Raw genomic sequence first — 13,852 nt, forward strand, 5'->3', positions numbered from 1 at the left:
GCCGGAACCGTGACGTCATTCGGACTCGAACTGCCCTGTGGTGCCGCCTGCGCCGACCCCCGCCTACTCGCCGAACTGGCCCGCCGCGCCGAGGACGCCGGCTGGGACGGTGTGTTCCTCGAGGACTACCTGGTCTACAACGCGGAACCGGACTGCCCGACGGCCGACGTGTGGGTCGCGCTCGCCGCGATGGCCGGCGCGACCTCGTCGGTGCGCCTCGGCACGACCGTCACGGGAGGCGCCCGGCACCTGCCGTGGGAGCTGGCCCGCCGCGTCAGCACGCTCGACCAGCTCAGCGGCGGCCGGGTCGTGCTCGGCCTCGGTGTGGGCGATCCCAACGACGACGCGTACCGCCGGTTCGGCGGTGTCTCCGACCCGCGCACCCGGGCCGGACTGCTCGACGAGTCGCTCCAGATCCTGGTCGGACTGTTCGCCGGCGAGCGGTTCAGCTTCGCCGGCGCCCACTTCCGGGTCGACGACGTGCTCTTCCAACCGGCGCCGGTACGGGTGCCGATCTGGATCGGCGGTGGCTGGCCCGGGAAGGCGGCGGTGGGCCGGGCGGCCCGGCACGACGGGTTCCTGCCGTACCGGCGTTCGTCCGCCGACCGCTACGCCGACGCGGAGGAGGAACTGTCCGCGGCCGACGTGGCCGAGATCCTGGACAAGGTGCGGGCCCATCGCGGCTCGGTGGAGGGGTTCGACCTCGTCGTGGGCGGCCGGCGCCGGCGGGCGGACTGGTCCGCGGAGCGGCTGCACGTGGCGACGGTGGCCGAGGCGGGGGCCACCTGGTGGATGGAGTGGGTGCCGCCCGGCCCGGCGGACGAGATGAGGGCGGCGGTGTCCCAGCCGCCGCTGCGGCCCTGACAGGAAAGATCCCGGCGCTTCCGCCGGGATCTTCGTGCTATTCGGCTGCTTCCTCCGAGGTTCGGCGTTCGATCTCTTCCGGATCCTCGCCGCCTTGGACGGCCTGTCTGGTGGCCTCGGGCTCTTTCTCCCGGATGTCCGATTCCATCAAGATCGCTTCTGATTGGTCCTGGAAGTCGTCGCTGCCGACCGCTTCCTCTTCGGGGAGCGGATGCTCGGCGCGGGACTGGGCGCGGTCGCTGGTCATGCCTCCGGGGGTACCCCGGCGAGCGGGACCGCTAACGCCCCGACCAGGGAGTCCTTCGACGGCGCCCGCTCGCCCCGGCCATGCCACTACAGCAGCTCGCGCTGGTCAGCATTGCTGCCGACCAGCGCGAGCCGAGCGGGCGGGCAGTGCCCGCCCGCTTCGGTCAGCGGCGTCGCGGGCCGGCACCCGCGAGCGGGCTGACCGTGTCGGCGGCCGAGGTTACGCGGGTGGACCGGGCGGTGCCGGTCGAGAACGGCTCCGTGGTCGTGGCCCGTGCGAGGCTCGTGCTGCTGACCATCGTGGGCCAGGTGGCCGGGTCGGGGCGGGTCGAGGCGTAGCCGTCGGGCCGGCTCGGTGCCACGGCGGTGGCCGGCTTCTTGGTGCGGGTGGCGCGGAAGACGCCGATCGAGAGGACAGCCAGGATGGCGATCTCGACCAGGACCAGGCTGCGCTCGACCAGGCCCATCATCACGCGGCCGCCGGGGAAGGCGACGTACCAGAGCAGACCAACGCCGACCGCGCAGGTCACGCACAGCCACCGGACCGTCGAGGCCAGGCGCTCGCCCATCCCGGTGAAGCGGGCGGCGAGCACCGCCGCCGCGATGGGCAGGGCGACGAACGCGGCCACGGACGCGTACCGGTGGATCAGTGCGGCAGTGGACAGCGTCGTTATCTCGGGCGGGTCGGTCGGGATGATCGCGGCGATCAGCAGGCCCACGGACCAGATCGACAGCAGGAACGTCGGCAGCCCTCGGATGGCGACCCCGACCGCACGGAGCGCGGCGAGCAGGGCCGGCGCTCCGATCGCGAGGGCGACCATCGCGATCTCGATCGTCACGCCGCGATTGGACAGTGCGTAGTCGCTGATGGTCAGTTTCAGGGGGTCGTATCCCGGCCCGAGTCCGATGTGTCCGACCACCGTCGCCACGACAGCGGTCAGCAGTCCGACGATGGACACGGATCCGAATGCGCGGGCTTTGTTCATGCCTTAAGGCTTCCGGCCTGGCCGTTTTCCCGATATCGGGAAGCGCCCTGGCCGACCCCTCGGATCGTTCCCCGAAAACTGGGGGGATTGCACGGGCCTACCACTCAGGGTCGGGAAAACCCCACCGCGCGCCGGGGTGGCTACGCCTCCGGCGCGATCCGGCCAGCCAGAACGTCGGCCACATCGAAGCGAACCGGCGCTTCTAGCTGGTCGTAGCCGCAGGATTCCGGTGAACGGTCCGGCCGCCACCGGACGAACTGGGCCGTGTGCCGGAAGCGGTGACCCTCCAGATGGTCGTAGCGGACCTCGACCACGCGCTCGGGGCGCAGCGGAACGAACGAGAGGTCCTTCTCGGGGTTCCACCGACTGGCGTCGCGCCGGTTGTCGGTGGTGCCCTCGAACGCGGCGGCCCAGTTCCACGGGTGGTGGGCGAAGTCGGTGACCAGGGGTTGCAGCTCGGCGAAGAGCTCCTTGCGGCGGGCCATCGGGAACGCGCCGATCACCCCGACGGAGCTGAGGTTGGAGCCACCGCTGTATTCGCGATAGGCCGCCGGGAGCATCGGGTTGGCCGGGTCGTCGTAGAGCCCGAGCAGCAGCGACCCGATCGCCTCGGGCTCCGTCTTGTGTAGGCGGTAGCCGGCGACCACGCAGTCCGCCGTGCGTACATGCTTGATCTTCGCCATCACCCGCTTGTTGGGCTGGTAGGTCTCGTCGCCGCTCTTGGCGACCAGCCCGTCGAGCCCGGCGCCCTCGAACAGCTCGAACCACTGCCGCGCCACCGCGCGGTCGGTGGTGATCGGGGTGAGGTGCACCGGTGGCCGGGCGCCGCTCATGGCCTGTTCGAGCGCCGCCCGCCGCTCCCGGAACGGCCGCTGCGTGTAGTCGTCGTCGCCGAGCGCGAGCAGGTCGAAGGCGATGAAGCTGGCCGGCGTCTGCTCGGCGAGCAGCCGCACCCGGCTCGCGGCCGGATGCAACCGAAGCTGGAGGGCACCGAAGTCGAGCCCCCGGGTGTCGGTGCTGGCGATGACGATCTCGCCGTCGACCACGCACCGCGGCGGCAGGCTCTCCTTGACCGCGGCGACGATCTCGGGGAAGTAGCGCGTCATCGGCCGCTCGTTGCGGCTGCCGACCTCGACCTCGTCACCGTCGCGGAACACGATCGACCGGAAACCGTCCCACTTGGGCTCGTAGAACCGGTCGTCCGGGATCTCCGGCACCGACTTGGCCAGCATCGGCTGCACGGGCGGCATGACAGGCAGCTGCACCCACCCATTCTGTCCCGCCCCACCGACAGTTACTGGGCCGAATCGTCGCCGAGCCAGACCACGATCCCGGTCAGGTCGCTGAGCACCGCCGCGACGCCCGCCCGCACGGCGGCCGCGCAGCGGTCGGCGGTGAACGATCCGGCGTCGTACGTCGAGGACATCCCCAGCCCTTCGCCCCGGAACGAGGCGCCGGACCAGTCCACCGCGGTGACGTTGTGGGTGGGCTCGGCGAGCTCCGCGCCCACGACCAGGAACTGCTGCGCGAGGTGGCTCGCCGTGACCAGGGCCAGCGGGTCGATCAGGTCGTTGCCGGCGCTGACGACGAGGTCCGGCCCCAGGTCCAGCGCCTTGGTGATGCTGGGCACGAGGTCGTGGGCGGATCCGGCGTCCACCGTACGCAGGTCGACCTCCTCGTCCTTCGCCCAGCTCTTGACCGCGGCCACCAGCGCGTTGGTCGGAGCGTCGTCTCCCGCGGTGAGCAGCACCACGCGGAAGCCCTCCGGCGGGTGGACGCCGTCCCAGGAACCCGGCCGGGGCCGGACCGTGCCCTCCGGGGTCGGCGGTGCGGTCGGGTCGGTGAACCCCGGGCCGAGCGTGCCCACGGGTGCCGGCATCGGCCGCGGTGACGACCAGTCGTCGCCGGAGCCGCAGGCGGTGACCAGCACGGCGGTCGCGGCCAGGGTGGCTACGGCCCGGATGAAGGGGCGCACGGCGGTCGTCCTCTGCGGTGTGGCGGCTGATGCGGGCTCATTCCTACCTCAGCGCGCGCCGCCGCCGGCCCTGCTGAGCAGGTTGTCTCCAGTCTTTAGCCCACGGGCCGACTCCTGTTCACCTGCCGCGTGCACCGTGCACTGGCCAGGTGAAGGAGCCACATGTCAGCGCGTTTCCGCCAAATCGTCGTCGCCACCCTGCTCGCACTCATCGCCGTGACGGCCGGGCTCCTGAGCGCCGGCCCCGCCGCCGCCCACGGGTTCTCGTCGACCGTCTATGTCGACGTCACGTCGGGCGACGACAGTCAGGTGCGCACGAAGCTCGAGCTCGAGTACGACCTGCTCGTCGTCTCGACCGCCGACTACCGGCACGACGACCCGCTCTACCGGGCGGGCACCGCGGCGTTCGACGCGGGCGACAGCGTCGGTGAGCTGGCGGCGCTGAACGGCCACGCCGACTCGGTCGTCGGGTACGTCACCGAGCGCTTCACCGTCGACGGGTGCACAGCCGCCCGGGATGGAGACTTCCAGCTCGGCGAGCAAGAGGGCGTGCCGTACGCCAGCCTGTTCCTGGACTGGACCTGTTCGTCTCGGTTCGCCGGACACGAGCTGCGCAGCGGGCTCTTCCCCGACTCCGAGGGCTACGTCAAGGGCACCAAGACCATCGTCACGTACGCGATCGACGGCCGTACGGGCAGCGCCGCGCTGGACGCCGAGCACCCGTCGTTCTCCACCGGCCAGTCGGCGTACCAGCGATTCTGGGAGTTCTTCCGGCTCGGCGCCGAGCACCTGCTCACCGGGATCGACCACATCCTGTTCCTGCTGGCCCTGATCGTCGGATCGCGGCGACCGCGCGAGATCGTGCTCGCCGCCACCAGCTTCACCCTGGCGCACTCGGTGACGTTCATCCTGGCCGCCCTCGGCGTGGTCGACGTGCCGGCGCGGGTGGTCGAGCCGATCATCGCGCTGTCGATCGCCGTGGTCGCCGGCTGGTACCTGTGGCGGATCTGGCGGCGCGGCGACCACGCGTTGGAACTCGCGTCGCCGGACGGCGGCCACTTCGCGCTCGACCGGTCGGGCTGGGGCCGGCTCGCGGTCGTGTTCGGGTTCGGCCTGGTGCACGGCCTCGGTTTCGCCGGCGCGTTGGGCATCGACGAAGCGTGGTCCTGGACCCTGCTGTGGTCGTTGCTGGTGTTCAACGTCGGCATCGAGGTGGTTCAACTCGCGCTCATCGCGGCCGTCTTCCCGCTGCTCATGGTGCTGCGCCGGCGTTCGCCGCGGGCTGGGCTGTGGGCGTCGGGCGTGGTTTCCGCAGGTGTGTCCGCGATGGGGTTGGTCTGGTTCATCCAGCGGGTGTCCGGCTCTTAAGGATCCGCTTAGGGCTTCGGGTAAGGGCCACTACCTGTATTAGCCAGGTTCATGGTCGGTTCATGGGTCGGGAACAGCTTGATCCTCGTACCCCGCAAGACCTCTACCTGGAGTTAGGAATCCATGAGATCTCGTATCTCGCCGCGGGTGGCCGCCGGAGCCACCGCGACGTGCCTTGGGCTGGCTTTGGCCCTCGGCAGCGGCCTGGCCAACCCGGCCAGCGCCGCCGACGCCACCAGCGTCAGCGCCGTCATCCTCGGCGTGGGAGCCAACGAGTCCCAGCGCATCGTCACCTGGTACTCGTCGACCGACACCGCTCAGCAGATCCAGCTCGCGCCGACCGCCGAGCTCACCAACGGTGAGTTCCCGTCGGGCGCGGCGACCTTCGCCGCCATCGGCGGGGCGAACATCGCGACCAGCGGCGGCTTCAACCGCCACGCGACGATCACCGGTCTGAAGGAGAACATCGCCTACTCGTACCGGGTCGGCACCGAGGGCAGCTGGTCCTCGACGTACGCGTTCAAGACGCAGGACTTCGAGGGCGACTTCGACTTCCTGTTCTTCGGTGACCCGCAGATCGGCGCCTCGGGTGAGGTCGCCAAGGACCAGGCGGGCTGGCAGGACACGCTCGACGTGGCAACGGCCGCCAACCCGAACGCCGAACTGCTGGTGTCCGGCGGCGACCAGGTCGAGACCGCCAACACCGAGTCGCAGTGGAACGCCTTCCTGGCGCCCGACAAGCTGCGCCAGTACCCGTGGGCCGCCACCATCGGTAACCACGACGTCGGTGGCAAGGCCTACGAGCAGCACCTGTTCACGCCGAACACGGACCGCTCGGGCCCGTACTACTCCAACGGCAACCCGACGTCGAACACCTCGGGCGGTGACTACTGGTACATCTACAAGGATGTCCTGTACATCGACCTGAACAGCAACAGCTACGCGACCTCGCAGGGTGGCGGCGGCGACGCGGCGCACATCAACTACGTCACCGACGTGATCAACCAGCACGGCACCGAGGCCAAGTGGAAGGTGCTCGTCTACCACCACGCGATCTACTCGCCGGCCGACCACGCCAAGGACGGCGACAACAAGGTCCGCCGGGTCGACTTCCCGACGACCTTCTCGAAGCTCGGCGTGGACCTGGTGCTCCAGGGCCACGACCACAGCTACTCGCGCAGCTACCTCAACAAGAACGGCGCGAAGGCCAACCCGGACGAGCAGCCGGGTGCCGCCGACGTGTACGCGGGTCCCGGTGGCGTCCTGTACGTCACGGGCAACTCGGCTTCGGGCTCGAAGTACTACGACATCACCAAGCCCGACAACAGTGGTACGAGCGGCGCCGGCAACGGTGCGGACCCGCTGAACCCGAACAACTACTGGTACAACTCGGTGCAGAACCAGGAGCACGTCCGCAGCTACGTCAAGGTGGAGGTGCGCAGCGACAAGCTGGTCGTGGCGAACGTTCGCAGCGGCACCTGCCTGGCGCCGAACGCGGCCGTCGAGCACGGCAGCTCGTGCTCCAACACCGACGCGAACCAGCCGGTCGGCTCGATCGTCGACAAGGTGACGGTGCACCCGTACAACGGTGACGGCCAGAACATCCAGGTCGACGTGCCCAACGCGGCTCCGGGCGAGTTCGGCTGGACGATCGACGGCTACAACGGCCTGGTCGACCTCGGCACCGCTGTCGAGCACAACGGTGACTACTTCGAGGCCGCTGGCAAGATCAACCCGATCCTGGTGTCGGACAGCCGCCGTTCGCTCGCGCCGTGGTCGATCTCGGCCAGCGTCGGTGACTTCCGGGACGCCGACAAGTCGTTCTCCGGCAGCTACCTCGGTTGGACGCCCTACGTGCTCGACGCCGGCGCCGGTGCGCAGGCCAGCGGGTCCGTGCCGTCCGCGTACGACGACCACGGCCAGGGCCTGTCCGTCTCGCGCGGCCTCGGTTGGGGCGAGCAGGGCCACGCGCGTGGCACCGCCAAGCTCGGCGCCGACCTGGATCTGAAGATCCCGGGCAGCGTGGAGAAGGGCGGCTACCGCGCCACCCTGACGATCACTGCTCTGAGCAGCTGATAGTCGACGTTTGACCGGCGGGGCAGGCGCCCGTTTCGGGTGCCTGCCCCACCGTCTCCTCCTATTTCTCAAGGACTTCAGAATGCGCGCGTTTCGTACTCTCGTGGCGCTGGCCGCCGCCCTGACCGCCACCGGCCTTTTCGGTAGCCCCGCGCAAGCAGCCGATGGCGATGTCGCGTGGACGGTGCGGACCGCGTCGAACAGTTTTGGTGCCGACCGGTCCAGCTTCAGTTATGCGGTGAACCCCGGCGGCAAGGTCGACGACACCATGGTCGTGGCCAACCACGGCAAGACCGCATTAGATCTGGCCGTGTACGCCGCCGACGGCTTCACCACCCAGACCGGCCAACTTGACCTGCTCACCAGGGACAAGCAGTCGAAGGCCATCGGGGTCTGGCTGCGGGCCGGCGGCGAGCAGGTGACCGTCCAACCTGGAAAGTCCGTCGACGTGCCGTTCACGGTCGCCGTTCCGGACAACGCGACGCCGGGCGACTACGTGGGTGGCGTCGTCACCTCGCTGACCCAGCCCGACCAGGAGCAGGGCATCAACGTCGAGCGGCGGCTCGGCATCAGGGTCAAGCTGCGGGTCGGCGGCGAGCTCACACCGCAACTCACGATCGAGAACCTGCACGTGGCGTACGCCGGCCCCGGTAACCCCTTCGGCAAAGGCGACGCCACGGTGACCTACACGATCCACAACACGGGCAACGCCATCGAGTCGGCGCAGCAGGCCGTGTCGCTCTCGGGCCCGTTCGGCTGGCTGAAGGCGTCCGCGAGCTCCGTGCAGCCGACGCCGGAGCTGCTGCCGGGCGAGAGCTGGACGGTGACCGTGCCGGTGCACGGCGTCGCGCCGGCGGTTCGGCTGGCCGCCACCGCGACTCTGACGCCGCTGGTCACTGACGCGTCCGGCTCCACGACTGCGCTCGACACGATCGCGGCGACCGCGCACGGTTGGGCCGTGCCGTGGACGCTGGTGCTGTTCGTCGTCGTGCTCATCGCGGTGGTCGTAGCGATCGTGGTGCTCACCCGCCGCGGCCGGGCCCAGCGCAAGGCCCGCGAAGACGCCCGCGTGCAGGAAGCCGTCAAGCAGGCAATCCGCGCCAAGGAAGCGCAGACAAGCTGACCTGCGGAGGCAGGGCGGAACGCCCTGCGCCAGGCGCGCTTGGCCGGACGCCCGCGCGGAGGTGCGCCTGCGCCCAGCCTCTGGCCTGGGTTATCCCGCCGGCTCGGGCCGGGCGCCCTGCGCCGGGAGCGGGTTCCGCGCCCGGCCGCGCCGAGTGGGCGCCTGGCGTTGCCGCCGGCTGGGTCAGGCGCCGCCCAGGACCGGTGGCGGGACGTCGCCCGCGTCGCGCCAGATCAGGTCGTCTTCCGTTAGCCAGGTGCTGTGTTCGTCGGTCTCTTCCTCGTCGTTCTGGTTCGTGCGGCCAGCGCCCGCGGCCTGGGAACGGCCCGCAGCCGCGGATCCGTTTCGTGGGCCGGCGGCGCTGTTGCCGCCACCGCCCGGGCGGCCGGCCTGCGACTGGCTGCCGTTGAGCCCGCTCGTGCGCGACGCAGCACCACGCTGACCGGTCGCCGCCTGCCCCGAGCCGCTCGCCGGCTTGACCGTGTTGGCGCCCTTACCTGTGGCGGAGGCCGCCGAGGTCGGCGAGCCGGAGGCCGTGCCGGGCGAGCCGAGGACGCCGCCCGGCGGTAGGCCGCCAGAGCTCAGCCCGGTGCCCGCCGGAACGCTGGGACTCGGGGTGCCGCCCAACTGCGTCAGCGCACCGACCGTGCCGATGGTGGCCGCGCCGGCCGCGAGGGCGCCGTCGCCACCGCTGGTTAGCTGGGAGCCGTTCGTCTGAGTGCCGGTGCCGACCGTGCCGGTGCCGGGAGTCGCCGGGCCGCCGGCCGGGCCCGGGTCGTTGGCGACATGTCCCGGGGTGTCGACCGTGCCCGTGCGCCCGGAGCCACCAGGACCGGTGCCCGGGTCCATCGAGGGTGCGCCGACCCGGGGACCACCGGACGGGCCGGAGCCCTGGTGGGGGTCACCTTCGGGCAGGCCGGTCGGCGGCGGGGTGAACGGCCGCCAGTCACCCTGGTCGGCCACCTCGTATTGCGTGGCCACCCCGGCGACCAGGGCCGCCATCCGCTCGCGGGCGCGTTCCTTCTCTTCCTCGTCCTGGTTGTGGCCCATGAAACCACCGACCAGCGCGCCGACCCCCGCGCCGGCCGGGCCGAACAGCGCGCCCTTGGCCGCGCCGTTGGCGGCGCCGCTGAGCATCTTGTCGTTGTCGTCGTGCTCTTCGGGCGTCTCGGCCTTGCGCTGCGCGTCGGACAGGGCGGCGCTCATCTGGCTCAGGCCGCTGTGCGTGGCCAGGAAGTTGCCGGATAGCTGGCGGGAGTAAGTCGAGATCTTGCCGACCCGGTCTCGGAACTCGGTGCCAGCGGCGCCTTCCCAGCCGGCCAGGACCCCGTCGAGGTCGCGGTCGATCGTGCTGGCCAGGGTGTCGGCCTGGCGCTCGGCCGACTTCCACGCGGCGACGGTGTTCTCGATGACACACGGGTTGCCGGCGAAAAGCTGGTCGTAGAGCGCGCGATGGCTCATCCCGGAGTAGCTGCCCGCGTCACCCATTGCTCGAACCCCCCAGTGCCTTTTGCACACCGCCGAGGACGTTGGCGATGTCGGCCGAGTTGGCGGTGTTGCGCTCCTCGGTCGTGCGGTAGTTGCTGATGATCGTGTCGGTCGCCGACTGCGCCGCGCGGATCGCCTCGATCAGCCGCCGGACCCGGGTGGCCTGCTCGTCCTGCCGGGTGTCGTGGGCGTCGGTGATCCGCTTGGCGTCGACGAACGCGCCGAGCGGGGGTCGCGCCGCGGCGGAGCCGGTCACCGTCTTGAGCAGCGTCTCGGCCTCGGTCAGGCGGGCGTTGAGCGCTCGACGGAAGTCTTCCAGCGAGAGAATATCGACCTTGGTCTGTTCGTTCCCCATCGATCAGATGTCCAGTCTTGTCTGGGTGGCCCCGGAGGTCGGGGTCGCCGGCTGCATGCTCACTCCATGTCGTCCACAGTCGAGACTAGCGCTAGGCAGCGACACTTTTCGACCCGTCCCCGGCTCGTCCGCGCTGATCATCCGGCCGGTCGGACGAAGTTCTGCGCCGCGGTCGGGTCCAGCATCGGCCCGTTGGGCAGCAGCGCCAACAGCGTCGTCGGCACCGGCAGCGGATCCACGCCGCTGTATCCGAGCGCGACCGCCGCGTTGACCTGCCCGTCGGTACGCAACGGGTACTTGTATCCCTGGTCGGTGACCAGGTACGTCGTGGTGTCCGCGCTCACGCCCGGCGCCGGCTCGGCGCGGACCAGCGCACCCTTGCCGCTCGCCACGACCACCCGGTCGGCCGTACCCACCCCGTCCCGGCCTGGACCCGCGGCTGCGACGCCACCGACCACAGCGGTCGCGTAGCGCCGCACCTGCGCGGTGGCACCGTTGTGCACCGCGCACAACATCGGGTCGGCGGCCCGCGCCGCCGGGATCGCCGGCAAGGTCGCCGGGAAGCCCTTCGGCTCGACAGTCACGCCCCGCACCAGCGCGTTCGCGGCCTCGGCGGCCGAAATCTCGATCACCTCAGGATCGTTGGCGAGCAGCAGTTTCGCGGAGACCTCGCCGATGGTGACCAGGCCGTCGCGGGTCAACACGTACCGCTGCGCTCCCGCCCGGTAGACCTGACCGATCTCGCCACGATCGCCGCCGACCTCGCGTGGGCTCGTCTCGCCGGCGTCCTCGATCCGGGGCTGTCGCAGTTCGGGCCCGCTGGAGATGCCGTTGAGCAGGGCCTTGCCGGCGATCACGGGGGTGACCGCGGCAAGTTCGAGCGCCGTCAGCGTGGTCTCGTCGACGACCCGGTACCGCCGGTCGCCCAGCACCAGGTAGGTCGCGACCGGTCCACTGTCGTCAGCGGGAGTGCTCAGCAACAACGCCGAATCGGCGCCGAGGGCCGCACCACCGGCCGGTTCGCGGCCGACGAACACCGTCGTGGTTGGCGCGCCGGCACCCTGCGGCGACGTGCTGCACACGCTCCACGGGAACTTCAGCAGCGCGCCGCGGTCCGGCGGCGGGTCGGGGGCGCCGGGAATGCCGATCGGTTCGCCCACCGCGTACGCGGAGAGCGAGTCTCGTGACATCTGCCGCATCGCGGGTTTCTCGGTGCCCGCGAACAGCAACGCCGACGTCCAGTTGAGCACCGGGTGCAAGGTGTCGTCGACCAGCACGTACCGCGCGCCGGTCTCCCGCATGATGATCAGCTCGCCGGTCGCGGGCTTGCCGCCGCCGGGGTTGACCAGGCCGATCACGCCGATGATCGCGAACACGATCGCGGCCACCATGACGCTGCCGAACATCGCGAGACCGAACCGTCGCATCGGTAGCTCGGTGGTCTCCGGCTCACCACTGAGCAGGCCGGAAACGATGCGCCGGGTGATGAACCGGTGCGCCTGCACCTGTTCCTGCCGGCTGCGCATGAGGACCCTCCGATGGCCGTACTCCGCGACGCGGCCACCCTACGATAGGTGACTCGTCGTACGCTGTCCCCGCCGTGCCCCTGGGGAGGAGGACGCGCATGCGAACGGCTGTGTGGCGGCTCGTCGTCGCCGAGATCGCCATCGTCGTCGTCGCCCTTGCCGCGTTCAGCGGGTCACTCGTCGGGCTCGGCGTCGCGGTCCTCGGCGCCCTCGTCGTGGCCGGCGTCGTCTACGCCCGCCGCGACGGTCGATGGTGGACAGAGAAGTTCCTGGCCCGCCGGCGCTGGCGACGTCGCCGCAGTGCCGGGTCCGCGCTGCAACCACATGCCATCAACGGGTACGACGACCGCGGCACCAGTGTCGGCATCGGCTGCGACGAGGGCGGCTGGTATGCCGCCGTGGCCATCGCGCCCGCGCTCGGTATCTCCGGCACCCGGGGCGTGCCCGTCCCGGTGGCCCGGCTGGCCGAGCTGCTCGACGACGCCACCCTGCCGCTCAGTGGCCTACAGGTGGTGAGCTGGGCCGCGCCGGCACCACACCACCTGCTGCCCAGCCAGGTGCCCAGCGTCGCCTCCTACCACCAGCTCGCCGCCGACCTGCTGCCGTCCGGCCCGGCCCCGATCGACCAGCGCGACTGGGTCGCGGTGCGCCTGGACGTGAGCGACGCGGCCGTCGCCGCGCACCGCCGCGGTGGGGGTGTCGAGGGCGTCCACCGCGCCGTGGCCGCCGCCGTCGGCCGGGTGAGCAAGTCCCTGGCCAGCGCGGGCATCGTGACCGAGATCCTCGGCCCGCAACAGCTCGCGTCGGCCGTGCGACTCTGCGCCGGCGTCCTCGACGACAACCCGCCGGCCGAGGACTGGACCACCTTCCACGCCGCCGGCCTGCACCACCTGGCCTTCGAGGTGCACGGTCTGCCACCACGCGACGCTCCACTGTCGACACTGCTGCGTACGCCCGCCGCCCAGGTGGTGCTCTCGGTGGAGCTGCGCCCGCGCGAGACCAACGGCTCGGTGCTCGCCCGCACGGTGGTGCGGATGGCCGCGCCCGCGCCCAACCTGCCGGAGGCGGCCCGCACGCTGTCCGGCCGCGCTGGCGAGCTCGGGCTCAAGCTGCGCCGCCTGGACGGTTGGCAGGGTCCGGCCGCGTACGCGACCGCACCGACGGGCGGTGGTCCCTGGTGACCCGTGCCGGTCAACCGATCTCGCCGGCCGCCGCGGGCGCGATCGGCATGCACGCCGAGCACACCGGGCTGCTGCTCGGCCGAGGTGCCGACGGCGACGCCGTGCTGTTGCGGTTGTTCCGGCCGCAGCCGACCCGGGTCGCGCTGATCGGCGGCCTGTGGCTGGCCCGGGTCACCGTCTTCCGCGCGCTGGCGCTGGGCGCGCAGGTCTTCGTCCGTACCTCCGACGAACGTCGTTGGCACGGCCTGGGTGAGGTGGCGGTCGGCAACCCCGATCGGGTACGCGTCGTCACCGGCGGCCGGCCCGCGGTCGCCGGCCGGGTCGGCGAGCCGGTGCTGCACGTGCACGACATCGAAGGCCAGCGGGCGTTCGACCTGCGGCCCGGCGAAGCCTGGCAGACCACGCTGACCATCTCGGCGCAGCTCACCGACACTGCGGCCGACGCGCTCGCGGTCGCGGATGCCGCCCTGGTCCAGCGGATGTGGGCGCAGCAGGCGGTCTACGTCGCGGCCCGCCTGGGCGTCGACCCCGACGCATCGTCCGAAGTGGAGAACCTGCCCGACGACACCGTCGCCCTGCTCAGCGACGGCCAGGCGCGGGTCGCCTGGATCTCGGCAACCGACATCGAACAGCAGATGTTCGGCCCGCCCGGCCGGCTCTGAGG

At 71.2% G+C, this 13,852-nt stretch carries 13 protein-coding genes; 6 read left to right on the plus strand and 7 right to left on the minus strand.

All coding sequences use genetic code 11. The features are described from left to right. Window positions 1-9 precede the first annotated feature (9 nt). Window positions 10-864 carry an LLM class flavin-dependent oxidoreductase gene (locus tag BLV39_RS01415; protein ID WP_176984729.1) on the plus strand — a complete coding sequence of 285 codons (855 nt, stop codon included), beginning with the start codon at window positions 10-12 and terminating at the stop codon, window positions 862-864. A 37-nt stretch (window positions 865-901) separates the two neighbouring features. Here the strand turns inward: BLV39_RS01415 and BLV39_RS01420 are convergent, their stop codons facing one another. The 4 genes from BLV39_RS01420 to BLV39_RS01435 all read right to left on the minus strand — a co-directional run bounded on the left by BLV39_RS01420 (window position 902) and on the right by BLV39_RS01435 (window position 4,071). Further along, window positions 902-1,111: a hypothetical protein gene (locus BLV39_RS01420; protein ID WP_090786261.1), complete on the minus strand. Its 210-nt coding sequence runs from the start codon at window positions 1,109-1,111 to the stop codon at window positions 902-904. A 163-nt stretch (window positions 1,112-1,274) separates the two neighbouring features. Further along, a complete protein-coding gene (locus BLV39_RS01425) occupies window positions 1,275-2,096 on the minus strand; it encodes a DUF998 domain-containing protein (protein WP_090786263.1) in 822 nt (273 codons plus the stop codon). 140 nt (window positions 2,097-2,236) lie between these two features. Continuing rightward, window positions 2,237-3,361, minus strand: coding sequence for an ATP-dependent DNA ligase (locus tag BLV39_RS01430; RefSeq protein ID WP_090786265.1), 1,125 nt, complete (start codon window positions 3,359-3,361; stop codon window positions 2,237-2,239). A gap of 29 nt (window positions 3,362-3,390) precedes the next feature. Next, entirely contained in the window at window positions 3,391-4,071 is a 681-nt protein-coding gene (locus BLV39_RS01435) for a type 1 periplasmic-binding domain-containing protein (RefSeq protein WP_090786266.1), read from the minus strand. Between the two features lie 162 nt (window positions 4,072-4,233). Here BLV39_RS01435 and BLV39_RS01440 point away from each other — a divergent pair, with 162 nt between their 5' ends. The 3 genes from BLV39_RS01440 to BLV39_RS01450 all read left to right on the plus strand — a co-directional run bounded on the left by BLV39_RS01440 (window position 4,234) and on the right by BLV39_RS01450 (window position 8,638). Then, window positions 4,234-5,439: a HupE/UreJ family protein gene (locus tag BLV39_RS01440; RefSeq protein ID WP_090786268.1), complete on the plus strand. Its 1,206-nt coding sequence runs from the start codon at window positions 4,234-4,236 to the stop codon at window positions 5,437-5,439. Window positions 5,440-5,562: 123 nt separating this feature from the next. After that, window positions 5,563-7,515, plus strand: a complete 1,953-nt coding sequence (locus BLV39_RS01445) for a purple acid phosphatase family protein (protein WP_090786269.1) — start codon at window positions 5,563-5,565, stop codon at window positions 7,513-7,515. Between the two features lie 82 nt (window positions 7,516-7,597). Then, window positions 7,598-8,638, plus strand: coding sequence for a COG1470 family protein (locus tag BLV39_RS01450; protein WP_090786271.1), 1,041 nt, complete (start codon window positions 7,598-7,600; stop codon window positions 8,636-8,638). Between the two features lie 183 nt (window positions 8,639-8,821). Here BLV39_RS01450 and BLV39_RS01455 read toward each other — a convergent pair whose 3' ends face one another. From BLV39_RS01455 to eccB, 3 genes are all read right to left on the minus strand, one after another. Beyond that, on the minus strand, window positions 8,822-10,126 hold the full coding sequence (locus BLV39_RS01455) for a hypothetical protein (RefSeq protein ID WP_090786273.1): 1,305 nt from the start codon (window positions 10,124-10,126) through the stop codon (window positions 8,822-8,824). After that, a complete protein-coding gene (locus BLV39_RS01460; protein WP_090786275.1) occupies window positions 10,119-10,481 on the minus strand; it encodes a hypothetical protein in 363 nt (120 codons plus the stop codon). The genes BLV39_RS01455 and BLV39_RS01460 overlap by 8 nt, the downstream gene beginning before the upstream one ends. Before the next feature lie 137 nt (window positions 10,482-10,618). Beyond that, window positions 10,619-12,007, minus strand: a complete 1,389-nt coding sequence (eccB, locus tag BLV39_RS01465) for a type VII secretion protein EccB (RefSeq protein ID WP_090786278.1) — start codon at window positions 12,005-12,007, stop codon at window positions 10,619-10,621. Window positions 12,008-12,105: 98 nt separating this feature from the next. On the opposite strand from eccB, the gene eccE reads away from it, so the two are divergent. Both eccE and BLV39_RS01475 read left to right on the plus strand, forming a co-directional pair. After that, window positions 12,106-13,188, plus strand: a complete 1,083-nt coding sequence (gene eccE / locus BLV39_RS01470) for a type VII secretion protein EccE (RefSeq protein WP_090786280.1) — start codon at window positions 12,106-12,108, stop codon at window positions 13,186-13,188. Beyond that, window positions 13,185-13,850, plus strand: a complete 666-nt coding sequence (locus tag BLV39_RS01475) for a hypothetical protein (protein WP_090786282.1) — start codon at window positions 13,185-13,187, stop codon at window positions 13,848-13,850. The genes eccE and BLV39_RS01475 overlap by 4 nt, the downstream gene beginning before the upstream one ends. Window positions 13,851-13,852 lie beyond the last annotated feature (2 nt).

It is taken from the genome of Asanoa ishikariensis, assembly GCF_900107455.1.
GTDB lineage: Bacteria > Actinomycetota > Actinomycetes > Mycobacteriales > Micromonosporaceae > Asanoa > Asanoa ishikariensis.